The 23,853-nt window shown below is 71.5% G+C and carries 16 protein-coding genes; 10 read left to right on the forward strand and 6 right to left on the reverse strand.

All coding sequences use genetic code 11. The features are described from left to right. Positions 1 to 41: 41 nt before the first annotated feature. From FZ046_RS08690 to rfbA, 9 genes are all read left to right on the forward strand, one after another. Positions 42 to 1,526, forward strand: a complete 1,485-nt coding sequence (locus FZ046_RS08690) for a sugar transferase (RefSeq protein ID WP_070354900.1) — start codon at positions 42 to 44, stop codon at positions 1,524 to 1,526. Positions 1,527 to 1,545: 19 nt separating this feature from the next. Next, a complete protein-coding gene (dcd, locus tag FZ046_RS08695) occupies positions 1,546 to 2,115 on the forward strand; it encodes a dCTP deaminase (protein ID WP_070354901.1) in 570 nt (189 codons plus the stop codon). Positions 2,116 to 2,225: 110 nt separating this feature from the next. Then, complete coding sequence (locus tag FZ046_RS08700) at positions 2,226 to 3,542, forward strand: ammonium transporter (protein ID WP_070354902.1); 1,317 nt, start codon at positions 2,226 to 2,228, stop codon at positions 3,540 to 3,542. Positions 3,543 to 3,744: 202 nt separating this feature from the next. After that, positions 3,745 to 5,496 (forward strand): DUF7159 family protein, encoded by a 1,752-nt coding sequence (locus tag FZ046_RS27330; protein ID WP_170292413.1) that lies wholly within the window; start codon positions 3,745 to 3,747, stop codon positions 5,494 to 5,496. A 95-nt stretch (positions 5,497 to 5,591) separates the two neighbouring features. Further along, positions 5,592 to 6,941, forward strand: coding sequence for a UDP-glucose dehydrogenase family protein (locus tag FZ046_RS08710; RefSeq protein ID WP_070356194.1), 1,350 nt, complete (start codon positions 5,592 to 5,594; stop codon positions 6,939 to 6,941). A 10-nt stretch (positions 6,942 to 6,951) separates the two neighbouring features. Continuing rightward, complete coding sequence (locus tag FZ046_RS08715; RefSeq protein WP_070356193.1) at positions 6,952 to 7,281, forward strand: DUF1330 domain-containing protein; 330 nt, start codon at positions 6,952 to 6,954, stop codon at positions 7,279 to 7,281. Between the two features lie 50 nt (positions 7,282 to 7,331). Beyond that, positions 7,332 to 8,591 carry a cytochrome P450 gene (locus tag FZ046_RS08720; RefSeq protein WP_070356197.1) on the forward strand — a complete coding sequence of 420 codons (1,260 nt, stop codon included), beginning with the start codon at positions 7,332 to 7,334 and terminating at the stop codon, positions 8,589 to 8,591. 1 nt (position 8,592) lies between these two features. Then, positions 8,593 to 9,354 carry a maleylpyruvate isomerase family mycothiol-dependent enzyme gene (locus FZ046_RS08725; RefSeq protein ID WP_070356192.1) on the forward strand — a complete coding sequence of 254 codons (762 nt, stop codon included), beginning with the start codon at positions 8,593 to 8,595 and terminating at the stop codon, positions 9,352 to 9,354. 23 nt (positions 9,355 to 9,377) lie between these two features. Then, positions 9,378 to 10,241, forward strand: coding sequence for a glucose-1-phosphate thymidylyltransferase RfbA (rfbA, locus tag FZ046_RS08730; protein WP_070356191.1), 864 nt, complete (start codon positions 9,378 to 9,380; stop codon positions 10,239 to 10,241). Here the strand turns inward: rfbA and FZ046_RS08735 are convergent. The 6 genes from FZ046_RS08735 to FZ046_RS08760 form a co-directional block, all read right to left on the reverse strand. Further along, positions 10,195 to 11,451 carry a YibE/F family protein gene (locus tag FZ046_RS08735; protein WP_070356190.1) on the reverse strand — a complete coding sequence of 419 codons (1,257 nt, stop codon included), beginning with the start codon at positions 11,449 to 11,451 and terminating at the stop codon, positions 10,195 to 10,197. The genes rfbA and FZ046_RS08735 overlap by 47 nt on opposite strands. A gap of 51 nt (positions 11,452 to 11,502) precedes the next feature. Further along, positions 11,503 to 12,912 carry an HNH endonuclease signature motif containing protein gene (locus FZ046_RS08740; protein WP_070356189.1) on the reverse strand — a complete coding sequence of 470 codons (1,410 nt, stop codon included), beginning with the start codon at positions 12,910 to 12,912 and terminating at the stop codon, positions 11,503 to 11,505. A gap of 202 nt (positions 12,913 to 13,114) precedes the next feature. Continuing rightward, positions 13,115 to 14,404 carry a pyridoxal phosphate-dependent aminotransferase gene (locus tag FZ046_RS08745; RefSeq protein ID WP_083298598.1) on the reverse strand — a complete coding sequence of 430 codons (1,290 nt, stop codon included), beginning with the start codon at positions 14,402 to 14,404 and terminating at the stop codon, positions 13,115 to 13,117. Between the two features lie 18 nt (positions 14,405 to 14,422). Continuing rightward, positions 14,423 to 17,671, reverse strand: coding sequence for a heterodisulfide reductase-related iron-sulfur binding cluster (locus FZ046_RS08750; RefSeq protein ID WP_070356196.1), 3,249 nt, complete (start codon positions 17,669 to 17,671; stop codon positions 14,423 to 14,425). A 518-nt stretch (positions 17,672 to 18,189) separates the two neighbouring features. Beyond that, positions 18,190 to 20,898, reverse strand: a complete 2,709-nt coding sequence (gene iniR / locus FZ046_RS27660) for an isoniazid response ATPase/transcriptional regulator IniR (protein ID WP_149484232.1) — start codon at positions 20,896 to 20,898, stop codon at positions 18,190 to 18,192. Between the two features lie 10 nt (positions 20,899 to 20,908). After that, positions 20,909 to 22,837: an Hsp70 family protein gene (locus FZ046_RS08760; RefSeq protein ID WP_070354503.1), complete on the reverse strand. Its 1,929-nt coding sequence runs from the start codon at positions 22,835 to 22,837 to the stop codon at positions 20,909 to 20,911. 265 nt (positions 22,838 to 23,102) lie between these two features. Here FZ046_RS08760 and FZ046_RS08765 point away from each other — a divergent pair, with 265 nt between their 5' ends. Next, positions 23,103 to 23,657, forward strand: coding sequence for an Rv0340 family IniB-related protein (locus tag FZ046_RS08765; RefSeq protein WP_070354504.1), 555 nt, complete (start codon positions 23,103 to 23,105; stop codon positions 23,655 to 23,657). The last annotated feature ends 196 nt before the right edge of the window (positions 23,658 to 23,853 follow it).

The raw sequence follows: 23,853 nt of genomic DNA on the forward strand, positions 1-23,853 counted from the left end.
AGATGATTCCGTCGTCAAGCAGTCCGGCGATCGGGTGGTGAGTGGTTCTCGACGTACCGGGGTCCCGTCGGAGGCCCTACCGCTCGCCGCGTGAGCAGTGGCAGGCGCAGTACCTGCGCCACCTCCGCCTCAGCGACGCCGCCGTCGTGTGCGCGGCGTTCGGGATCGCCGACGGCGTGCGCTTCGGCCTCTTCGGCACCGAGCGTGAACTCGCGTGGGACGTGCTGCCCGGCATCGACTACGCGATCGTCGGCGCGGTGCTCGCCGCGGCGTGGCTCGCACTGCTGGCGATCCTGGACAGTCGCTCGCGGCGCATCCTCGGCCAGGGCACCGAGGAGTACCGCCGCGTCGTGTCCTCGGCTCTGGTGCTGTTCAGCAGCATCGCGTTCGTGTCGCTGGCCTTCAACATCGACCCGGCCAACGGCTACATCGCGCTGGCGCTGCCGGTCGGGCTGTTCGGGCTTTTGGCCAACCGCCGGCTGTGGCGGACCTACGCCTCCCGGCAGCGTGCGCGCGGCCGCTACCAGACCGCGCTGCTGGTGGTCGGTCGCCGGGCGGCCGCGGTCGACATCGCGGAGAAGTTCGTGACCGACCGCCGCCTGGGCTTCGACGTCGTGGGACTGTGCACGCCGGCGAGTACGTCGCAATCGGACCCGCTCCGCATCGGCGACCACGAGGTGCGCTTCGTCGGCAGTGACCACGCCGTCGTCGACGCCGTGGGGGCCTGCGGCGCCGACACCGTGGCACTCTCGCCGACCGACCACCTCACCCCGCCAGCCATCCGACGGCTCATCTGGGACCTCGAAGCGCTCGGCATCGACCTCATCGTCGCCGCCGGCCTGATGGACGTCGCGGCCGAACGCATCCGCAGCCAACCCGTCGCGGGCATGGCCATGCTGCTGATCGACGAGCCGCAGTACGACAACGCCAACCGCTGGGGCAAGCGCATGTTCGACGTCGCGTTCGCCGCCACGGCGCTGTTGTGCGCCGCGCCCGTGCTGCTGCTCGCGGCCCTCGCGGTGAAGGCCACCAGCCGCGGTCCGGTGTTCTACCGTGCCGAGCGCATCGGCCTCGGCGGCAGGTCCTTCGCCATGCTGAAGTTCCGCAGCATGGTCGTCGGCGCCGACGCGCAGCTGGCCGGCATGATCGCCGCCGCCGGACACGACGGCCTGTACTTCAAGGTGCGCGACGACCCGCGGGTCACGCGGGTGGGCCGGGTCTTGCGGAAGTTCAGCATCGACGAGCTGCCCCAGTTCTACAACGTGCTGGCCGGCGACATGAGCGTCGTCGGCCCGCGGCCGCAGTCCCCGCACGAGGTGACCACCTACGACGACCTGGTCCGCCGGCGCCTGCTGGTGCGGCCGGGGCTCACGGGGCTGTGGCAGGTGAGCGGGCGGTCCGACCTCTCGGCCGAGGACGCCACCCGCTTCGACCTCTCCTACGTGGAGAACTGGTCGATGGCCCAGGACCTGATCATCATCGGCCGCACCGTGCTCGTGGTGCTGCGCGGCCACGGTGCCTACTGACCCGGTTAGGCTCGTCGCCGTGCTGCTCTCCGACCGCGACATCCGCGCCGAGATCGCCGCGGGCCGCCTTGGCCTCGACCCCTTCGACGACGGCATGATCCAGCCGTCCAGCGTCGACGTCCGGCTGGACAACCTGTTCCGCGTCTTCAACAACACCCGCTACACGCACATCGACCCCGCCACCCGGCAGGACGACCTCACCACGCTGGTGGAACCCAAGGAGGACGAGCCGTTCGTCCTGCACCCCGGCGAGTTCGTCCTCGGCGCCACGCTGGAGCGCTGCAGCCTGCCCGACGACCTGGCCGGGCGGCTGGAGGGCAAGTCGTCGCTGGGCCGCCTCGGCCTGCTGACGCACTCGACGGCCGGCTTCATCGACCCGGGGTTCAGCGGCCACATCACCCTCGAGCTGTCCAACGTCGCGAACCTGCCGATCACGTTGTGGCCCGGCATGAAGATCGGCCAGCTGTGCCTGCTGCGTCTGTCGAGCCCGGCCGAGCATCCCTACGGCAGCGCCGCGGCCGGCTCCAAGTACCAGAATCAGCGCGGGCCGACGCCGTCGAAGTCGTACCTCAACTTCGTGAAGCGCTGAGGCGGGTCCAGCACTGAGACGGTGAGCATTCGGTAACGCCACCGCAACGCGAAACACGACGGAAACACGATCGCCGCGCCGCGGAAACGCGGGAGCGACATTCTCGCCGGATGCAGGAACTCGACCCCGCCGCGACCGCCTGGCTGCTGGCCAGCACCGCCCTGGTGCTCCTGATGACGCCCGGCCTGGCCATCTTCTACGGCGGCATGGTCCGCACCACCGGCGTGCTCAACATGATCATGATGAGCTTCATCTCCATCCCGCTGGTCACCGTGACGTGGCTGCTGTTCGGCTACACGCTGGCCTTCGACGGCGGTGGATTCGGCGGCTTCATCGGCGGCCTTCGGCACGTCGGCATGGCCGGCATCGCGCCGGACACCCTGCACGGCAGCGTGCCCGAGCTGCTGTTCGCCACCTTCCAGCTGACCTTCGCGATCATCACCGCCGCCCTCATCAGCGGCGCGATCGCCGACCGCGCGAAGTTCGCGGCGTGGGTGCTCTTCGTCCCCGTCTGGACCATCGCCGTGTACGCCGTCGTCGCGCACTGGGTGTGGTCACCGAGTGGCTGGCTGTTCCGCCTCGGTGCGCTCGACTACGCGGGCGGCCTGGTGGTCGAGATCGTCTCTGGCGCATCGGCATTGGCACTCGCCCTGGTGCTCGGCCCGCGCATCGGCTTCAAGACCGACGCCATGCGCCCGCACAACCTGCCGTTCGTCCTGCTCGGCGTCGGTCTGCTGTGGTTCGGGTGGTTCGGCTTCAACGCCGGCTCCGCGCTGGCCGCCAACGGCACGGCCGCGGCGATCTTCCTCAACACCCTGGTCGCCGGGTGCCTCGGCATGCTGGGCTGGCTGACCGTCGAACAGCTGCGCGACGGCAGGCCCACCACCTTCGGTGCGGCGTCCGGCGTGGTCGCCGGTCTGGTGGCCATCACCCCGTCCTGCGGCACGGTCAACACGCTGGGCGCCGTCATCGTCGGCCTTGCCGCGGGCGTGGTCTGCTCGTTCGCGATCGGTCTGAAGTTCCGCTTCGGCTACGACGACTCCCTGGACGTCGTCGGCGTGCACTTCGTCGGCGGCGTGGTGGGCGTGCTGCTCATCGGCTTCCTCGCCACGGCGGTCATGACCGGCGGCCCGGAGGGTCTCCTCTACGGCGGCGGCTTCGGTCAACTGGGCAAGCAGGCACTCGGCGCGGTGGTGGTCGCGGCCTACGCCTTCGCCGTCTCGTTCGGGCTCGCCAAGCTCATCGACCGGCTCGTCGGGTTCCGCGTCAGCGCCGAGGACGAGACGACGGGTGTCGACTTCACCCAGCACGCCGAGACCGCATACGCCGAGGGCGTGCACGGCCATCTGTCCTCCCGGCGGCCCTCGTCGCTCGGTGATCTCGGGACGCCGCGGCCGCAGCGCCGGGAAGCCGCCGACGAGAATTGACCTGGCCGCCCCGCGGCGTGCGCGGGTAGGGTCGAATCGATTCGTCGACGTGTGCCGGCCGTCACCGATCGCCCATGGTGGCTAACGGTTTCCGATGTAACGACTGCGCTGGTGACGACGATGAAACAACTAGTCGTCAGCTCGCGTTGACTATGGTCGGGGCGGTGACGTTGACAGCGTAGCAAACTTTTTGGAGGGCCTGGTGGACATCGTACTTGGTGTGTCACTGACACCTAAGACGGTGCGCATGGTGCTGGTCGAAGGAGAGAAGGGCGACGGCGCCATCGTGGACCACGACACCTTCGAGGTGTCCGGCGGCGACGGTTCAGCAACCTCGACCGCCACGGATCAGCTGGTCTCGGCAGTGCTCGGAACGCGCGAGAGCGCCGCCGAGGGCGGTCACGCCCTGAAGGCCATCGGCGTCACGTGGAGTGACCGCACCGAAGCGGCCGCGGTCCGCGACGGCCTGGCTGCGCGCGGCATCGACGACGTCATGCTCGTGTCGGAACTGCACGCGGCGGGGGCGCTGGCGCAAGCCGCCGGACGCGCGGTCGGCTACGACAGCACCGGCCTGCTCTTCCTCGACCGGGACAACGCCACCCTGTCGGTGGTGCGCAGCGACGACGGCTCGATCGTCAAGGTGCTCAGCCGCAGCCTGCACAGCACCGATGCCCTCGCCGTGCTGACCGAGATGGTCGCCGCCGTCGAGGCCCAGGGCACACCGCCGCAGGGCATGTTCGTCGTCGGCGCCGGCGTGGACATCGCGTCGGTCAAGGCGCATCTCGCCGACATGGTCAGCATGCCCGTCAACGCGCCGGAGGAGTCCGGGCTGGCCCTGGCGCGCGGCGCCGCGCTCGCGGCCGCCAACGCGCCCGCCTACGACGCGACCACCGCCGGCCTCGCCTACGCGCTCGACCCGGACGGTCCGACGGCCGGCAACGGCTTCGATCTGGCCAGTGCCGCGACCCAGATGGCCCCCGCGGGCGGCGTCGCAGCGGTGGGAGCCGCAGCAGGAGCCGGTGCCGCCGCCGTCGGCGCCTACGAGGCCTACAGCGCGGTCGACGACGCGTACGACGTTGCGTCCGGCGACCTTGCGCCCGGCGACCTTGCGCACGACGACGTCGCGCTGGCCGCGGGTGCCGCACCGCGCGACGAGGGACGCAAGCCGTTCCTGCTGGTCGGCAGTGCTCTGACGTCGATCTTCGTGGTGGGCGTCGTGGCGCTCGTCATCTCGCTGGCCGTGAGCATCCGCCCGACCGTCGACCAGCGGCCCGACCCCGGCCAGGCCGCCATCGTGCCGAGCCTCGCGCCGCCGCCGGCGGCCCCGCCGGTCCAGGAGGCCGCACCGCCGGCTGCCCCGGCGCCCGTCCCGGAGACCATCAAGGCCCCGGTTCCCGTCGTGCAGGAGGCGCCCGCCCCGGCCGCGCCGCCGCGGACCGTCTTCGTCGAGCCCCCTCAGGCCCCGGCGCCGGCTCCCGCCGCGCCGCCGCCCGTTCCGGAGGCACCGCCCGTCCCGGCGCCCGTCGCCCCGGTGGTGCCGGCTCCGGTGATCCTGCCGCCGCAGATCGCGGTGCCCCCGATCTGGCAGCCGCCGCAGCAGCGTCCCTGGCAGCCGCCGTGGCAGCAGTGGCCGCAGCCGCAGCGTCCGCCGCGCGACGACGACTACCCGCAGCGTCCGCCGTGGCAGTCGCCGTGGCAGCCGCCGCAGCAGAACCCGGACCCCGACCCGCCGCAATGGCAGCCGCCCTGGCAGCAGCAGCCCCAGCAGCCGCAGCGTCCCTCGCGAGGTGACGAGCCGCAGTTCCAGTGGCCTTCGCAGGGCGGTGGCAACGGAAATGGGGGAGGCCGCGGTGAGTCCGAGGGTCCGCGTGGTGGCGGTTCGGGCGGCAACGGCGGTCCCGGTGGCGGCGGCCAGGCTCCTGGCGCCAACTGCTTCCTGATCTTCTGCCGCTGATCTCCGCTGGGTGACGACGGTTCGTCACCCAGCGTTGGTCTGCCGCTCAGTGTCGCGTAGCAGCGCGCTCATCGCCGCCGCCTATCCACGGGTGTATGCGATGCACAGTGTTCGGAACCGGTTACCTCGGCGCGACCCACGCCGCGGGCATGGCTGCCCTCGGCCACGAGGTGATCGGCGTCGACACCGACCCCGGCAAGATCGCCAAGCTCGCGGCGGGTGACGTCCCGTTCTACGAGCCCGGCCTGCGGAAGATGCTGCGCGACAACCTCGAGACGGGACGCCTGCACTTCACCACCGACTACGACGCCGCGGTCGACTTCGCCGACGTGCACTTCCTCGGCGTCGGCACCCCGCAGAGGAAGGGCGAGTACGGTGCCGACCTGCGGCACGTGCACGCCGTCATCGACACGCTGGTACCCAAGCTGCAGCGGTCCGCCGTGATCGTCGGCAAGTCGACCGTGCCCGTGGGCACCGCCGCCGAGCTGGCCGAGCGTGCCGACCGCCTGGCGCCCGAGGGCGTCGACGTCGAGATCGCATGGAATCCGGAGTTCCTGCGCGAGGGCTACGCCGTGCACGACACGCTGCATCCGGACCGGATCGTCCTCGGCGTGGGGCGCGACTCGGTGCGCGCCGAGGCCGCCATCCGCGAGCTGTACGCCCCGCTGCTCGCCGACGAGGTGCCGTTCCTGGTGACCGACCTGCAGACCGCGGAGCTGGTCAAGGTGTCGGCGAATGCCTTCCTGGCGACGAAGATCTCGTTCATCAACGCGATCGCCGAGGTGTGCGAGGCGGCCGACGCCGACGTCACCCTGCTCGCGGACGCGCTGGGCTACGACCCGCGCATCGGGCGGAGGTTCCTCAACGCCGGCCTGGGTTTCGGGGGCGGCTGTCTGCCGAAGGACATCCGGGCCTTCATGGCCCGTGCCGGGGAGCTGGGGGCCAATCACGCCCTGACGTTCCTGCGCGAGGTCGACGGCATCAACATGCGCCGCCGGACCCGCATGGTGGAGCTGGCCACCTCGGCGTGCGGCGGCTCGCTGCTCGGCGCCAACGTCGCGGTGCTCGGCGCCGCCTTCAAGCCCGAGTCCGACGACGTCCGCGACTCACCCGCGTTGAACGTCGCGGGCATGCTGCAGCTCAACGGCGCCGCGGTGAACGTCTACGACCCCAAGGCCATCGAGAACTCGCAGCGCGTGTTCCCGACGCTGAACTACTCCACCTCGGTGCTCGAGGCCTGCGACCGCGCCGACGCCGTGCTGGTGCTCACCGAGTGGCAGGAGTTCGTCGACCTCGATCCCGAGGCGCTGGCGTCGACGGTGCGGTCGAAGGTCGTCGTGGATGGGCGCAACTGCCTCGACGTCGACCGCTGGCGGCAGGCGGGCTGGCAGGTGCACGCGCTGGGCCGTCGCATCGCCGGGCGCAGCGGTGCCACCGCGTCGTAACGTGGCCTAGGTGACGGTCTACGCACTCAACCTGTTCGACGTCGCCGACCGCGACGAATACCTGGCCTACGCGAAGCAGTCGGTGGCCGAGGTGGCGCGCCACCACGGCCGCGTCGTGGCGCTGGGCAAGTACCTCGACACGGTCGTCGGGGAGGACGTGGCGCCGCGGCAGGTGCTGATCCTCGTCGAGTGGGACAGTCGCGAGGCGTTCGACGGTTACTGCAACGACCCGACCCTGACGGGGCTGCACGCGCACCGCGAGAACGGCACGTCGGGTTATGTATGGCAGCTGTTCGACCGGTTGGACGACCTGCGGCCCGTGCTGGGGCGCGACTCGTGACGGCCCGGCAGCGCCTGCACTGGTTCGCCTTGCACGGCGTCATCCGGGGCATGGCGTCCTACGGCGCCCGCCGCGGCGACGCCCAGGGGCGGCTCATCGCCGATCCCGCGGTGCGCGCGGATCCCGGTGCCTTCGCCGACGAACTGCGCGGCCGGGGGCCCCTGGTCCGCGGCCGGGCGGCGTGGCTGACCGCCGACCATGCGGTGGCCCACCAGCTGCTGCGCTCCGACGACTTCGCGGTGACCGCCATCGGCAAGACGCTGCCGGGACCGTTGGGCTGGCTCGAGCAGCGCACCGCGGTCCAGGGCCGGCTGCACCCGCTGCTGCCGCCGTCGATGCTGTCGGTCGAGCCGCCCGAGCACACCCGCTACCGCAAGACGGTGTCGTCGGTCTTCACCACCAGAGCCGTTGCCGCACTGCGGGATCGGGTGGCGCTGGCCGCGGCCGAACTGATCGACGGTCTGGGGGACGGCGGTACCGTCGACATCGTCGAGCGGTACTGCTCGCAGCTGCCGGTCACCGTCATCGGCGACATCATCGGTGTGCCGGACGAGGACCGGTCGCGCATCCTCGAGTTCGGCGAGCTGGCCGCCCCGAGCCTCGACATCGGCCTGGCGTGGGACCAGTACCAGCGCGTCGAGGCGGGGCTGGACGGGTTCAACGCGTGGCTGACCGAGCACATCGCGCGGCTGCGTCGCACGCCCGGGGATGACCTCATGAGCCAGCTCATCGAGGCGAGCGAGGGCGGCGCGCGACTCGACGACGAGGAGCTGCTGGCGACCGCCGGGCTGGTGCTGGCCGCCGGCTTCGAGACCACGGTCAACCTGCTGGGCAACGGCATTCGCATCCTGCTCGAGCATCCCGACCAGCTGGCGCTGCTGCGGGAGCAGCCCGACCGCTGGCCTGGAGCGGTCGAGGAGATCCTGCGGCTGGAGTCGCCGGTGCAGCTGTCGGCGCGCATCGCCCAGGTCGACACCGAGGTGGCGGGCCGGACCGTGCGGCGGGGCGAACTGGTCATCCTGTACCTGGCCGGCGCCAACCGCGACCCCGCCGTGTTCGAGGACCCGCACCGCTTCGACGTCACCCGCGAGAACGCCGGCAAGCACCTGTCGTTCTCCGGCGGCAGGCACTTCTGCCTCGGCGCGGCACTGGCGCGCGCCGAGGGCGAGGTGGGGTTGCGGACCTTCTTCGAGCGCTATCCCGAGGCGAGCCTGGCCGGTGCGGGCAGCCGGCGCGACACCCGGGTGTTGCGGGGCTGGGCAACCCTGCCGATCCGCCTTGGCCAGGCCCGGTCGGCGGTACCGTCCTAGCGTGGACTTCCGAGCAGCCCTGATCGAGGAGACCAACGCCTTCACCGACGTGGTCCGCAGCGTGGATCCGTCGACGCTGGCCTCCACACCCGTGCCGACGTGCCCCGACTGGAACCTGAGCCAGCTCGTGAAGCACGTCGGCCGCGGAAACCGGTGGAGCGCACAGATCATCGAGGAACGCCGGTACGAGCCGCTCGATCCGCGCGAGGTGCGTGACGGCAAGCCGCCCGAGGATCCCGAGGCCGCCATCGCCTGGTTCCGGCAGGGCGCGCAACTCATCCTCGACGCGATCGACCACGTGGGCGGCGACGCGCGGGTGTGGACGTTCATCGGCGCCAAGCCCGCCGGGTGGTGGGTGCGCCGCCGGGTGCACGAGACCACCGTGCACCGCGCCGACGCTGCCCTGGCGCTGGGCCAGCCCTTCGCGCTGTCCTCCGAGTTGGCGGCCGACGGGATCAGCGAGTGGCTCACGCTGAACGTCGCACAGGCCGACCGGCACGCGCCGCCGCTCGACCGCGGCGTCACGCTGCACCTGCACGCCACCGACGAGGGTCTCGGCCCCACGGGGGAGTGGACCATCACCCACGACGAAGACGGGGTCAACTGGTCGCACGACCACGCCAAGGGGGAAGCGGCGCTGCGTGGCCGGTCGGTGGACCTGCTGCTGGCGGTGACCCGCCGGCGCTCGCTCGACGAGGCCGGCATCGAGGTGTACGGCGACCAGGCGGTCTGGGACGGGTGGTTGGCGCGCACGCCGTTCTGACCGCCGGGTCCTAGGCTGCTCGCATGAGGGGAATCATCCTGGCGGGGGGATCGGGTACGCGGCTGCACCCGATCACGATGGGCGTCAGCAAGCAACTGGTGCCGGTCTACGACAAACCGATGATCTACTACCCGCTGTCCACGCTGATCCTCGCGGGCATCCGGGACATCCAGATCATCACCACACCCGACGATGCGCCGTCGTTTCGCCGATTGTTGGGCGACGGAAGCGCTTTCGGCATCGACCTGACCTACGCGGTGCAGGAGTCGCCGGACGGCCTCGCACAGGCATTCGTGATCGCCGAACGGCACATCGGGTCGGATTCGGTGGCTCTCGTGTTGGGCGACAACATCTTCTACGGTCCGGGACTCGGCACGAGCCTGCGCCGCTTCCACGACGTCGACGGCGGCGTGGTCTTCGCGTACTGGGTGGCCAACCCCGAGGCCTACGGCGTCGTGGAGTTCGATGCCGACGGCACGGCGCGCTCGCTCGAGGAGAAGCCGGCGAAGCCCACGTCGCACTACGCGGTGCCCGGCCTGTACTTCTACGACAACGACGTCGTCGAGATCGCCAAGTCGTTGCAGCCCTCGGCGCGAGGCGAATACGAGATCACCGAGATCAACCAGCGGTACCTCGAGAGCGGGCGGCTGACGGTCGAGGTGCTGGCCCGGGGCACCGCGTGGCTCGACACCGGCACCTTCGACTCGTTGCTCGACGCTTGCGACTTCGTCCGCACCATCGAACGCCGCCAGGGACTCAAGATCAGCGTGCCTGAGGAGGTGGCGTGGCGCGTCGGGTTCATCGACGACGACCAGCTGGCGGCGCGGGCACGCGCACTGCTCAAGTCCGGGTACGGGACGTACCTGTTGGAGCTGCTGGACCGGTAGGGGTCGCGAGCACGGCGGCGATGGCCGTCGTCATCGGCACGCTGAGGGCCAGCGCGACACCGCCCACGGCGGACCGGGCCACCTCGATGGCGACGCTCTCGCTGGTGAGCACGTCCCCGAGAGACCGGTTGGCGACGCTGAACAACAGCAGTAGCGGCAGGGCGCTGCCGGCGTACGCCAGCACCAGCGTGTAGACCGTGCTGGCGATGTGGTCGCGGCCCACCCGCATCGCGCCGGTGAAGATCGCACCGCGGCCGGCCCCGGTCTCGGCGAGTTCGAAGGCCGTGGACGCCTGCGTGACCGTGACGTCGTTGAGCACGCCGAGCGAGCCGATGATGAACCCGGCCAGCAGCAGACCGGTGATCGACACTCCACCCAGGTAGGCGGCGACCTCGTTGTTCTGGTCCTCCGACAGTCCAGTCAGGTGCGCGAGACCGATTGCCGCCCAACTCAGCAGGGCCGCCAGCAGCAGGGAGGCCAGCGTGCCGAGCAGCGCGGCGCTGGTGCGCAGGCTGACCCCGTGGGCGAGATAGATGACGGCGTAGAGGATGACCGACGACGCCACCAGCGCCACCGGGATCGCGGGTGCACCGTCGCGCAGCGCGGGCAGGAGGAACACGACCAGGACGGCGAACGCGACGACGATCCCGACCAGCGCACGCAGTCCCCGCCACCGGGCCACCGCGACCACCACCACGGCGAAGGCCAACGCAAGACCGGCCAGGGCCCAGCTGCGTTCGAAGTCGTAGAAGGCGTAGGACGTCGAGCCGTTCTGGTCGACCTGCCGACTCAGCCGGACGTCGTCGCCGACGTTCAGCTGCGGCTGCCCGGGCCCGCCACTGAATTCGAGCAGCGTGTTCGCCCCGTCGTTGGGGCCGGAGCCGATGCGGACGAGGGACTGGATGCACTCGCCACCACCGGCCGGTGCCAGCGTGGGGGCCGCCGTGAGCACCGCACCCACCGATGGGCTGCCGCAGGCCGCGACACCGCTCGAGAGGACCTGGCCGGCCTCGGTAGTCACCGCGCCACCGGCGGCGTTCTGGAACGGCAGCGGGATGTCGACCTTCTGCTGCGTCGGCCACAGCAGGGCGGCGCCCGCGAGGGTGGCGACGCCGATGGCGATCAGCAGCCCGACCACGACGCGCGCGGCGATCGGACCGAGCGGAGCGGGGCCGCTCGTCGAGTGCGAGTGCGAATGCGAGTGCGCCACCCGGCCAGGGTAGAGGTGCAGTCTCCAGGGTCGGCTCGTGGAGCGTGCGCGTCATCGTGGCGGCTCGGGATCCGGCGGCCAATCGACGAGGTCGTCGTCGCGGTGCAGCGGGTTGACTGCCGGTGGCGCGCCGCCGACGGACCACGCCAGCAGGCCGTCGTCGGTGACCGTGGTCGTGGCGTGCCCCCGGGTCGCCAACGCATGGTCGGTGCCGCAGGCGAAGAACAGGGCGTCGGCGTCGGTGCGACCGCCGTCCTCCCAGTCGGGGGCATGGTGTACTTCGCAGAGGTACCCGGGCGCCGTGCATCCCGGCCGCGTGCAGCCCCGGTCCCGAGCGTGGCAGACGATCCGCTGGTCGGCAGTCGCGATGCGCTTGCTGCGACCCAGGTACAGCGGCCGCTCGGAATGCCCGTCGAACACGGCCAGGTAGTGGACCGAGTGCGCGGCCATCCGGATCAGGTCGCGCATCGGCAGCGCCGAGCCGCCTCCGGTACGTGCGGGCCGCGGCATCGCGAGGGCGGGATCGTCGATTGCCCGTGCGGCTCGCTCCAAGTCGTCGACGGTGGCCGTCGCGATCACGGTGACCGCGACGCCGCGATGGGTGCCCAGCGATCCGGACTGGATGCCGGTGCGCAACCCGAGTGCGAGGGCGTCGTGCAGGCGCTGGGCACCGGTCCGCGTATCGGTGGCCGCGTCGACGACGGCCTGCGCCGCGCCCGGCACGTGATGGCCCGGACGCACCGCGGCACCCACCGCCTCGAGGTAGGAGCGTGCCTCGGGATCCAGCCAGCCGCTGATGCGGCTCATGCCGTCAGCGCCCTGCCTCCCGAGCGTCACGCCGCGTCGCCGTGCGCGGTCGCGGTCGTCGAAGACGCCGTCGGGGTTGAGGGTGTCGGCAATGCGCTTCCCGACGACGGCGACGAACGCGGAATCTTGTTCGCGCGCATGGTGCGTGAGTGCCCGCTCGACGTCGGCGCGGTGATTGGCGGCCACGTCGGGGAGACCGTCGAGTGCCTTGCAGACCTCGCGTACGTGGTCCTCACCGACGTCGCCGGCGTCCACCGCGTCGGCGAGCGTCGGCAACTCGGGCGGCGTCGGCGCACCGGACAGCGAGCGTCCCGGTCGGATCCGCGCGGCGATGCGGAACCGCCGGCTGACCTCGCTCGGCACGATACGCAAACGGCGCGCCAGCACGTCACGCAGTCGTACGCCGGGACCGCCGGGAAGTCGGTCGTCGCCATCCGGTGGATCGGCCAGCTCGCCGAAGATCCGGTAGGACAAGCCCCGGACGACGCGCTCCTGGTGCTCGAGGCGCTCCGCGACTTCGACGCGAAAGGCGTTGCCCACCATGTCCGTCGACGTCCCGCGAAGGCGGACCAGCGTCGCATCGACGAGGTCGAGGTCGGCCCGCACGCGGTCGCGCGCCGCATCGGCGACGAGAAAGGGGCTAGCAGCGGTCATGCCATGACGGTAATCGAACGTGCGTTCGATGACGGCGACGAAGTTCCGCCCTGTGGATGAAGTCGCGACTGTGGATGAGTGGCCGTCAGCGGATGGATCCGTCGGTCGCCGGTCCTACTTTCGCCTCATGAACACGACGACGGACGGGAATCAACGGATGACGAACGTGTCAGGTGAGCCTGCTGCGGTGGCCCTACCGTGATCACTGACGGTAGGACGCCAGGAAGTTTCCGAGTCGGTCGATGGCGTTGGCCAGGTCGCGTGCCCACGGCAGGGTCACGATCCGAAGATGGTCGGGGGCGGGCCAATTGAAGCCGGTGCCCTGCGTGACGAGGATCTTCTCCTGCAGCAAGAGGTCGAGAACGAGTTGCTCGTCGTCGTGGATGTCGTGCACCTCGGGATCGAGGCGGGGGAACGCGTACAGCGCGCCCTCGGGCTTGACGCAGGACACCCCGGGGATGTCGTTGAGCTTGTTCCACGCCACGTCGCGCTGCTCGAGGAGGCGGCCGCCGGGCAGTACCAGGTCCTCGATGCTCTGATGTCCGCCCAACGCGACCTGAATGGCGTGCTGCGCGGGCACGTTCGGGCACAGCCGCATGTTCGCCAGCAGGCTGATGCCCTCGAGGAAGCTCGACGCGTGTTCCTTCGGGCCGGTGATCACCAGCCAGCCCGACCGGTAACCCGCGACGCGATAGGCCTTGGACAGACCGTTGAACGTGAGGGTCAGCAGGTCCGGCGCAAGCGTGGCCAGGCTGATGTGGGTCGCGTCGTCGTAGAGGATCTTGTCGTAGATCTCGTCCGCGAGCAGCAACAGCTGATGCTTGCGGGCGAGTTCGACCATCTGCTCCAGGATCTCGCGCTGATACACCGCCCCGGTGGGGTTGTTCGGGTTGATCACGACGAGCGCCTTCGTGCGTTCGGTGATCTTCGACTCCAGGTCGGCGATGTCGGGCTGCCAGCCCTGCGTCTCGTCGCACAGGTAGTGCACCGGCGTACCGCCGGCCAGCGACGTCGACGCCGTCCACAGCGGGTAGTCGGGCGCCGGGATGAGCACCTGGTCACCGTTGTCGAGCAGTGCCTGCAGCGTCATCGTGATGAGTTCGGAGACACCGTTGCCGAGGTAGACGTCGTCGACGTCGAACTTCGGAAAACCGTCGACCAGCTCGTACCGCGTGAACACCGCCCGGCGCGCGGCCTGGATGCCCTTCGAGTCCGAGTAGCCCTGCGCGTGCGGCAACGCCTGGATCATGTCGCGCATGATCACGTCCGGCGCCTCGAAGCCGAACGGCGCCGGATTGCCGATGTTCAGCTTGAGGATCCGATGTCCCTCGGCCTCCAGCCGGGCGGCGTGGTCGTGTACCGGACCGCGGATCTCGTACAGGACGTCCTGCAGCTTCGACGACTGGGTGAAGGTGCGCTGCCGCGGCGTGTGACTCGCATGCCACGGCAGGTGTTGGGTGCTCACGTCCTTCATCGTCCCATCGCCGTCCACCGAATTAGGCTGTCGCCGTTAGCGCTTCCCCGGACGCCGTGCACCGGGCGCGATGCCCAGGCCCTTGACCGGCACCGAGGGCGCCGCCGATTCGGCCGCTGGTGCGGTATCGCCGTTGGTCGCCGCATCGCCGTTCGACGACTGCTCCGCAGGCTCGTCGGCCTGCTCGGTGGCGGGTTCCGGGGTGGCGGCCGGCGCGGCAGCAGCCGGAGCCGCGGCCTTCTTCTGGCCCGGCTTCTTGATGCCGCCGGCCAGTCCGAGTCCACCCTTGGCGGTCGGCGGCTTCGGCGCAGCAGGCGCCTCGGGCTCGGCCGACACCTCGGCCGACGACGCCGTGGCCTCCGCGGGAGCGGCGCTGGTCTCGGCGTCCGCCGGTGCCGCGGGAGTCGCGGCGGCAGGAGCGGCCTTCTTGGCGCCGGGCTTCTTGATGCCGCCGGCCAGCCCGAGTCCGCCCTTGGCGGTCGCGGGCTTCGGCGAGGTGTCGGCGACGGCCTCGGACTCGGCGGGCGCAGCGTCCGCAGGTGCGGCCGAGGCGGCCGCCGGAGCGGCCTTCTTGGCGCCGGGCTTCTTGATGCCGCCGGCCATGCCGAGCCCGCCCTTGGCGACGGGCTTCGCCGGCGCCTCGGACGCGGTATCGGCCGGTGCCGCCTCGGCGGGTGCGGCCGAGGCGGCCGCCGGAGCGGCCTTCTTGGCGCCCGGCTTCTTGATGCCGCCGGCCATGCCCAGTCCGCCCTTGGCGGCAGCGGGCTTCGCGTCAGCCGGGGCCTCGCCGGCCGGTGCCGCCTCCTCGGTGGGAGGAGCGGACGCCGACGCCGACGGAGCCTTCTTTGCGCCGGGCTTCTTGACGCCGCCGGCCATGCCCAAGCCACCCTTGGCGGGGGCGACGGGCGCCGCTTCCGGAGCCGCGGCGGCAGTGGCCTCCTCGGTCGGCACGTCGGCGGGCTCGTCGGGCAGCTCGGCAGCGGTCTTCTCGGCCGGTGCCTCTTCGGTCTTCGTGGCGGCACGCTGCTCGGCGCGCTCGGCGGACCACTTGGCCGCAGCGCCCTTCTCGGGGAGCGTGATCGCGTCCTTGTCCAACGCCCCCAGCAGCAGCTGCGCGACGTCGAGGACCTCGACCTCCTGCTTGCCGATCGCCTCGGCGCGGTCGCCGACACCGTCGGTCATCATCACGCGGCAGAACGGGCAGCCGGTGGCGATCTTCTCGGCGTCGGTGTTGAGCGCCTCTTCGACGCGCTCGTGGTTGACGCGCTTGCCGATGTGCTCTTCCATCCACATCCGCGCACCGCCGGCGCCGCAGCAGAGGCCGCGGTCGGCGTGCCGGGGCATCTCGGTCAACTTCGCGCCGGAGGCACCGATCAGCTCGCGCGGAGCGGAGTACTCCTTGTTGTGCCGGCCGAGGTAGCACGGATCGTGGTAGGTCACGTCCTGGCTGACCGAGGCCACCGGGACCAGCTTCTTGTCGCGGACCAGCCGGTTCAGCAGCTGGGTGTGGTGCACCACGGTGTAATTGGCGCCCAGCTGCTTGTACTCGCGGCCGATGGTGTTGAAGCAGTGCGGGCAGGTGACGACGATCTTGCGGTCGATGGTCTCGGTGCCCTCGAACAGCTCGTCGATGGTCTCCTTGTTCTGCGCGGCGAGCTGCTGGAACAGGAACTCGTTGCCGGAGCGGCGGGCGGAGTCGCCGTTGCAGCTCTCGGCCGAACCGAGAACCAGGAACTTGACGTCCGCGGCGGCGAGCAGCTCGGCGACCGCCTTCGTGGTCTTCTTGGCGCGGTCCTCGAAGGCGCCGGCGCAGCCGACGTAGAAGAGGTACTCGAAGCCGTCGAACGAGTCGACGTCCTCGCCGTACACCGGCACGTCGAAGTCGACCTCGTTGATCCAGGCGGTGCGGTCACGCGCGCTGGCGCCCCACGGGTTGCCCTTGGTCTCGAGGTTCTTGAACAGGCCGCTCAGCTCGGCGGGGAACTCGGAGGCGACCATCACCTGGTAGCGGCGCATGTCGACGATGTGGTCGATGTGCTCGATGTCGACTGGGCACTGCTCGACGCAGGCGCCGCAGGTGGTGCAGGACCACAGGACGTCCGGGTCGATGACGCCACCCTCCTCGAGGGTGCCGACCAGCGGACGGGTCGCCTGCTCCGGGCCGGAGCCCATGATGCGCTCGAAGCCGGACTCGGGCACGTGATCGTGTGCGTGCTCGTCGTGCTTCTTCTCGCCCTTGAGGTTCTCGGCGAGACCGCCCTCGGGCGTGTTCTCCAGCGGCGACTCCTTGTCGCCGAGGATGTACGGCGCCTTCGCGAACAGGTGGTCGCGCAGGTTCATGATGACGAGCTTGGGCGACAACGGCTTTCCGGTGTTCCACGCCGGGCACTGCGACTGGCAGCGGCCACACTCGGTACACGTCGTGAAGTCGAGGTAGCCCTTCCAGGTGAAGTCCTCGATCTTGCCGCGGCCGAACACCGCGTCCTCGTCGGGATCCTCGAAGTCGATGTACTTGCCGTCGTGCTCCATCGGCAGCAGCGGACCCAGGGCGTTGGGCAGCCGCTTGAAGGTGACGTTGATCGGGGCGAGGCCGATGTGCAGGTGCTTGGAGTGCAGCACGATCAACAGGAACACCAGCATGACGCCGATGTGCAGCAGCAGGGCGACGCGCTCGATGATGATGTTCGGCGTCTCGCCGAGCGGCGACAGGATCGTGCCCATGCCGTGCGAGAAGAAGGCGCCCCAGCCGTAGGGCAGGTTCTCGGTGGCCACCGCGGCACCGCGGAACAGGGCGTACGTCCAGATGACGTTGAAGATCATGAAGAGGATCAGCCAGGCGCCGCCGGTATGCGAGCCGTAGAACCGCGAATCCCGGCCGTACTCCTTCGGTTCGGAGCGCAGGCGGATGATCGCGAAGACGATGATGCCGAACAGCACGGCCAGGGCGAAGAAGTCCTGCAGGAAGCCCAGGGCGTTCCAGTGACCGACGAACGGGATGGCGAACTTGGGGTAGAAGAGGACGCCGAACGCCTCGAGGTACACCGTCGCGAGGATGAAGAAGCCCCACATGGTGAAGAAGTGGGCGATACCCGGGATCGACCACCGCAGCAGGCGGGTCTGGGCGAAGACCTCCTTGAACTGCGTGGTGATGCGCTCGGACAAATTGTCCTTGCGGGCGCCCTCGTCGATGGTCTTCGCGCCCGAGCGGATCAGGTTGGTCAACCAGAGCACGCGTTTGACGGCCAGCGCTCCCACGACCACCGTCGCCAGCACGCCTATGATCATGGTGATCAGTACAAGGGTGTGCTCGTCCACCGCGCGCCTCCAAGTTCGTGGCCACCGGCGGAACGCCAGGCCGTATTACTCGCCGGTAACTTAATGCTAGATGCCTGCTCATAGTTGCATCCGAGCTGTGAACGACGCTATGAAGGCTGACCTAACTAGCCGGTTGGCAGGTCCCGCGTTCTCGCGGGGTCTCCGACCCTGGTCGCGGACACCGTCGGTGCTGGTGAACTACGTTGCCGACGTTGCTTGTCGGTGCCGAGGCGTAGTGGGCGTCTGAATTGCTTCAGCGACCGGTCAGCGAACGTTCAGAGTGGTCAGCATCACAGGACGCGCCGAGGCGCCGTGCCGCGCCGTCGGCGCGTCGCCGTCCGCGTACCGCCCGCCGACTTCGCGTACGGCGCCGAGCCCGCGCGCCACAAAGTCCGCGCCGCGAGCCCGCGCATCACGAAGCCTGCGCCGCGAGCCCGCGCATCACGAAGCCCGCGCCACGGATCCGCGCCAGACCCCCACCGAAACGTTCAGGCCGGGGTGTTGAGGATCGCGCGCAGCATCGACAACAACTCCGACCGCGACTCCGCACCGAGCCGGCGACGAATGCGGGCGACGTGGTGTTCGACGGTCTTCGCCGAGATCAACAACTGGCTGCCGATGTCCCGGTACGGCATGCCCTGCAGGACCAGCTCGGCGACCTCGCGCTCGCGGTCGGACAGTCGCGCCCAGTTTGGACCCCCACCGGAACCGAGCCCACCCGGGCCGAGTCCACCGGACCCGGCCCCACCGGAACCCAGCCCACCGGCTCCGGAGCCACCGGAACCCAGCCCACGGGAACCGAGCCCACCGGAGCTGGACCCACCCGAGCCGGACCCACCCGAACCCGACCCACCCGAGCCGGACCCGCCCGAACCCGACCCGGCCGCCGCACCACCCCGCCCAACCGCACCCCACGCACCACCAGCACCCGACGCACTGCCGTCCGGACGGCCACTCCCCGCGGCCCCCGCGCCAGCGCCCACCGACACGTCCTGCGCCGCGACGGTCGCCTTGAGGTCGCGGGCCAACTGCAGCATCGCGGCGGAAGTCCGGCCGTCGGGGGTGTGCAGTGCCGCCTGGCTCGCGAGGCGGGTGGCGTCCCAGCCGAGGCCGAACTGCACGAGCCCGCGCGCCGCCGCGGTCACCTCGTCCACGTCGACGTGGTTGGCCAACACGCGAAGCCAGGCCCGGCCCGCCCGGGCGAGCGCCCGCGCCAGCGCACTGCGGCCGGCCGCCACGCTCAATGCCTGGCCGTGCGGCGCGACGGCGTCCGGCGCATTGGCGAGGATCCCGGCGTGCACGCCGGCCCAGTGCAACGGCACCGACCAGAGCGACGGGTCGCCCAGCCGGGCCAGCAGAGCGAAGCCCTCGTCGACGGCGGGTCGCACCCGGTCGACCTGGCCGAGCCGGGCGGCAGCAATCCACAGCTCGCCGAGCGGCAGCAGCCCGAACAGCTCCACGGTGGATTCGCTCAGCACGTCCATCGCGGCGTGCCAGTGCTGCTGCAGTGCGCCGCTGTCGCCATTGCGTCGAGCGATGCCGGTACGAATCGCATTCGCCCACAATGCATCCCGACGGTGCAGCTCGGCCGCCGACATGGCGGCGAGGTCGGTTGCCGCGGCGTTCAGCTGCCCGTCCTGCAGGCGCAACCACCCACGCAGCAGCGCCACGCGATGCGCCCCGAAGGCCGTACCGTCACCGGCCCGGGCGAGCACGCTGCGCGCCCGCGCGGCGTCGCCGCCGTGCAGGGCGGCCAGCGCCACCAGCGCGACGGGGGTATCCGGCGCCACCGCGGCCGTCGACGCCGGCACCGCCAGCGCCGGTACCAGCGTGGACACCACGGCCGGGTAATCCGCCTCGAGGCTCGCGACCAGACCCCGGCTGAGCGCCCGCGCCGCACGCGACGCCGAGGTGGGCGGCCCCGCACTCTCCGCGGCCGCCGCCGCCCGCGCGGCCGCGGGATCCCCCACGGCGAGCGCGACGATCGCCGCCGCAGCCGCACCCTCGTCGTCGGCGGGCGTGCCCAGCCAGGCGACGAGGTCGGCCGCCTGCCCCGCGGCACCGTCGTGCAGCGCGACGCTCGCCCCGATCCGCACCGCCGCCGCCCGCTCGGCGGCGTCGTCGGAGGTCAGCAGACCGTCGGCCAGCCGCGCCGCCGCCGCGCAATCACCACTCGCCGCGAGGGCATCGGCGAGGCGTGCATCGCGGATCGACGCGCCCACCGCCGCCGCGGCGCGGTACAGCCGCGCCGCCCGCGCCGGCTGGGCCGCCTGCCGTTCGGCCAGCCGAACCAGCGCGGCACCGAGCCGGGCGTCGCGTATCCCGTGGTCGGCCATCCGCAGCGCCAGCTCGCCGGAGAGGGCGTCGGCCTCCACCTGCGCTCGCAGCAGGCCGATCTCGACGTCGTGGTGCCGCGTCGCGCCCACCAGGTGCACCAGGCTGCGGTGCAGCAGCCGTCCGAATGCGGGCCCGAGCGACGGCGCCAGCAGACCGGTGGCCCGCGCCGCGTCGACCAGCCGGTGCGCGTGCGTCACCTCCACGTCCAGCGCCCGGGCCACGTCCTCGGCGCCCAGCTCGGCACCCAGCGATGCGACGAGAAGGACGTCGAGCACCGCGTCGTCGACCCTGCGCAACCGGTCCACCAGGACGGCGCGCGTCGCCGCGGCGATCGCCGTGCCCGGAGGCTCGCCATCGGGGGCGGCCCCGGCGGCGAGGGCGGGTCGCACCAGGAACGGCAACCCCGCGGTCGCGGCGGCCACCGACCGCACCAGCTCGACCGGCGGTGTGACACCGGTGAGTTCGGCGGCGACGGCGGCGATCTGCGCCGGCGCCAGCGGACCGAGTGTGACGATCGGTGCCTGCCGCCCCGCGGCGGTGATCGCGGCCGTCAGCGCGGGATGCTGCGCCAGGGGTTCCGCGGCGAGGACCACGGTCGCGTCCCCGTCGGCGATCACGTCGGCCAGCCGCAGCAGGTCGGCGTCGTCGAGCAGCTGCGCGTCGTCGACGACGTACGCGGCACCCGCCGGGTCGCCGTCGCGCGGAGCCCGCCCGAGGACCGGCACGCCGGCCGCGCGCAGGCCGTCGCGAATCCTGCTCAGCAGCAGCGTCTTTCCCGTACCGATCCCGCCGGAGACCAGAACCTGGCGCGGCTCGGTGGGGGACGCCGTCAGCGTCGCGACGACGTCCTGCGCGCTCACGGGACGGTGCTCACGGAACGATGGGCAGCAGCGGAACTTCGGGGGCAGCGGGAATCTCGGACACCGACAGCGTCTGGGGTTGCGTCGCCGGCTCGGGTGCCGTGGTCGGGATCGGCTGCGTCGTCGGGGCCGCCTGGGTGGTGGGCGGCGGTGCGGCCGTGGTCGTCACCGGCGGCGCCGTGGTGGTCGGCGGACGCGTGGTGGTCGTCGGTGGCTGCGTGGTGGTCGGCGGCGTGGTCGTCGTCGGCGGTGTCGTCGTCGTGGTGGTCGTGGTGGTGGTCGTGGTCGTCGTGGTGGTGGTCGTGGTGGTCGGCGACGTGGTGGTGGTCGTCGACGTCGACTCCGCACCGGTGGTGGTGGTCGCCGGGGGCGCCGTGGTGGTCGTGTAGCCACTGGGCAGCCGGGAGACCTCCGACGACGGCACGACGGTCGTGGTGACGCGGCCGTCCTCGCCGGTCTTGGTGACCGTGACGTTCTCGGTGACCGGTGTCGAATCGGTGGACGTGCTGGTCAGCGTGACGGCCAGGCCGCCGACCGCCAGCAGCGCGGCGGCGGCCGCGGCGCCGAACAGCAGCGGGGGCCGCTTGTACCAGGGCAGCGGTCCGCGCTCGTCGTCGTCGGCGGGCTCGGCGCCGGCGAACGCCATCTCCGGACGGGCGTCGGTGGGCGTGCCGTAGGCGTACTCGTCCTCGGCGTAGGGCAGGTCGCCACCCGGCGCGTCCTGCGACCACGCCAGCGAATCGGCCGCGCCGGTGTTCGCGGCACTCGGCGCAGCCTGCGTGGGCGGTGCGGCGTCGGCGGCACCCGCTCCGGCCAGCGCCCCGGCGGCACCCGCGGCACCGGCCGCGGCCACCCAACCCATGGTCGGCGCCAGCCCGGTGGCGTCGTCGGCCACCGGGGCCAGACCCGTCGCGTCGGCGTCGGCGAAACCACCGGCCGCGATCACGGCCGCCCCCGCTGCGCCGACCACCGACGGCTGCGGGGTGGTGACGACGGGGGCACGCAGCCGCTCCGACAGTCGCTGCGTGATGAGCGGGATCGAGGCGCCGCCACCCACGGTGGCGACCGCGGTGATGGCGGCGAGCGGAATTCGGAAGCGCTGCAACGACTCCTCGATGGCCGTCAGCACGCCGGCGAGCGGCTGGTCGACGAGCCGCTCGAGTTCCGGCCGGGTCACCCGCACGTCGGACGAGTAACCGGGCAGCGACACCGGGATGACCGCGGCGGTCTCCGCGGACAGCCGCTCCTTGGCCAGCCGGCACTGCTCGCGCAGCGCGGTCAGCGAGCCCACCGCGGCGGTGCCCGCCGGGTCGGCGTTGCCGGCGTCGGCCACGCCGGTGATGACGTGGTTGAGCAGGGCCTGGTCGACGAGGTCGCCGGAGAACTCCGGGTACCGCACGGTGTCCCCGATGATGCCGAGGTCGGCACGCGCGTCGGCCAACGTGATGCTGGTGCCGCCGGCGCCGAAGTCCGCCAGCACGACCACGCCGTCGGAGGGCAGGCCGGGGGTCACGCCCAGCGCCGCGAGCGCGGCATTCGCGTCCGGGACCAGCGTGGGCGGCACACCGCCGGGCGCGAGCCCCGGCTTGGTGCGCAGGGCGTTGCGCAGTGCACCGAGCGGGCCGGGACCCCAGTACGAGGGCACCGTGACGGTCACGGGCGTACCGCCGCCGACGGTGCGGGCCAGCGCGTCGAGCGCCTCGGTCAGGACGAATTCACCGCGGTGCGAGGACCCGTCCGAGGCGACCATCGGCACCGGATCCCCGACCCGTTCGACGAAACCGGTGAGGACCAGTCGCGGCTGCGCGCTGAGATCGTCGCCGACCTCCGGGGCGCGGTCGTCGAACAACGCGAGCGCCGTGCGCCGCACGACCGGCGGCCGACCGACCACGGCGGCCACCAGGTTGGTGGTCCCGACCGACAAACCGAGTGCGCTCATGGACGTGTCCGATTCCCTTCCGAATACTGGAGACGGCGTCGCACGACGCCAGGAGGCCAGCCCTCACCATAGCGGCCGGTGCAGGGGGACGCGGGAAATCCCCTAGCGCGTCTCGATCCCCTAACGGCACGTCCCCTAATCCGTGGCCGTGCAGGGTGGGTTCGGCACCGATTCGCGCCACTGCCTGCGCCGATAGCATTCGGTGACAGAGCAGTATGCCCATCGGGGGCGGACGACCGGAACGGTTCAGGAGGGCTCGGACACCATGGCCAACTCACTACTCGACTTCGTGATGTCGGTGGTGCGCGATCCCGACGTGGCGGCGCAGTACGCCGCCGATCCCGCGCAGGCCATCGCCGACGCGCACCTGACCGACGTGACGACCGCCGACGTGAACGGTCTCATCCCGGTGGTCACCGAGTCCCTCTCCGCCGCGCCGACCGCCGGACTGGACGCCTTCGGTGGCGGCGGCGTCGACACGGGCAACGTGTGGTCCAGCGGTGCGGCGACGGCGGCGTTCGACGCCTTCGGCATCGACGACCACCTGCCCGTGCAGGGTCTCGACGACCACCTGCTCCCGCAGGGCGGCGCGCCGGTCATCTCGGACGCCGGTCCGACGACGGGGCCCGCCGACGACGGACTGCACACCCTGGCCACGGTGGAGGACCCGGTGTTCGACGCCGGCCCGGTGCTCGCCGACGCGCCGGCGCCGGACACCGCCGACGCGCTCGCGGGCCTCGACGACTGGGATGCGTCCGGTGTCGACGACTCCGCCGATCACGTGACCGACCACGCCCCCCAGGGGTTCGACCTGTTCTGAATCGACCCCCCCAACATCCCCCATATCGACGACGACGGCGCGGCCAGCGATGGCCGCGCCGTCGTCGCATTGGTGCTGCTCACAGCGTTGACGACCACCCCCGGTCCATCCCCTAATCCCCTAACCGAAACCCCGACGAACCCCCCTCCAGCGTCGGCGAAGCAGGGGATTCAGCCCCGTTCCCGGCCGTGGCGGC

It is taken from the genome of Mycolicibacterium grossiae (genome assembly GCF_008329645.1).
In the GTDB taxonomy this organism is placed as follows: Bacteria; Actinomycetota; Actinomycetes; order Mycobacteriales; family Mycobacteriaceae; genus Mycobacterium; species Mycobacterium grossiae.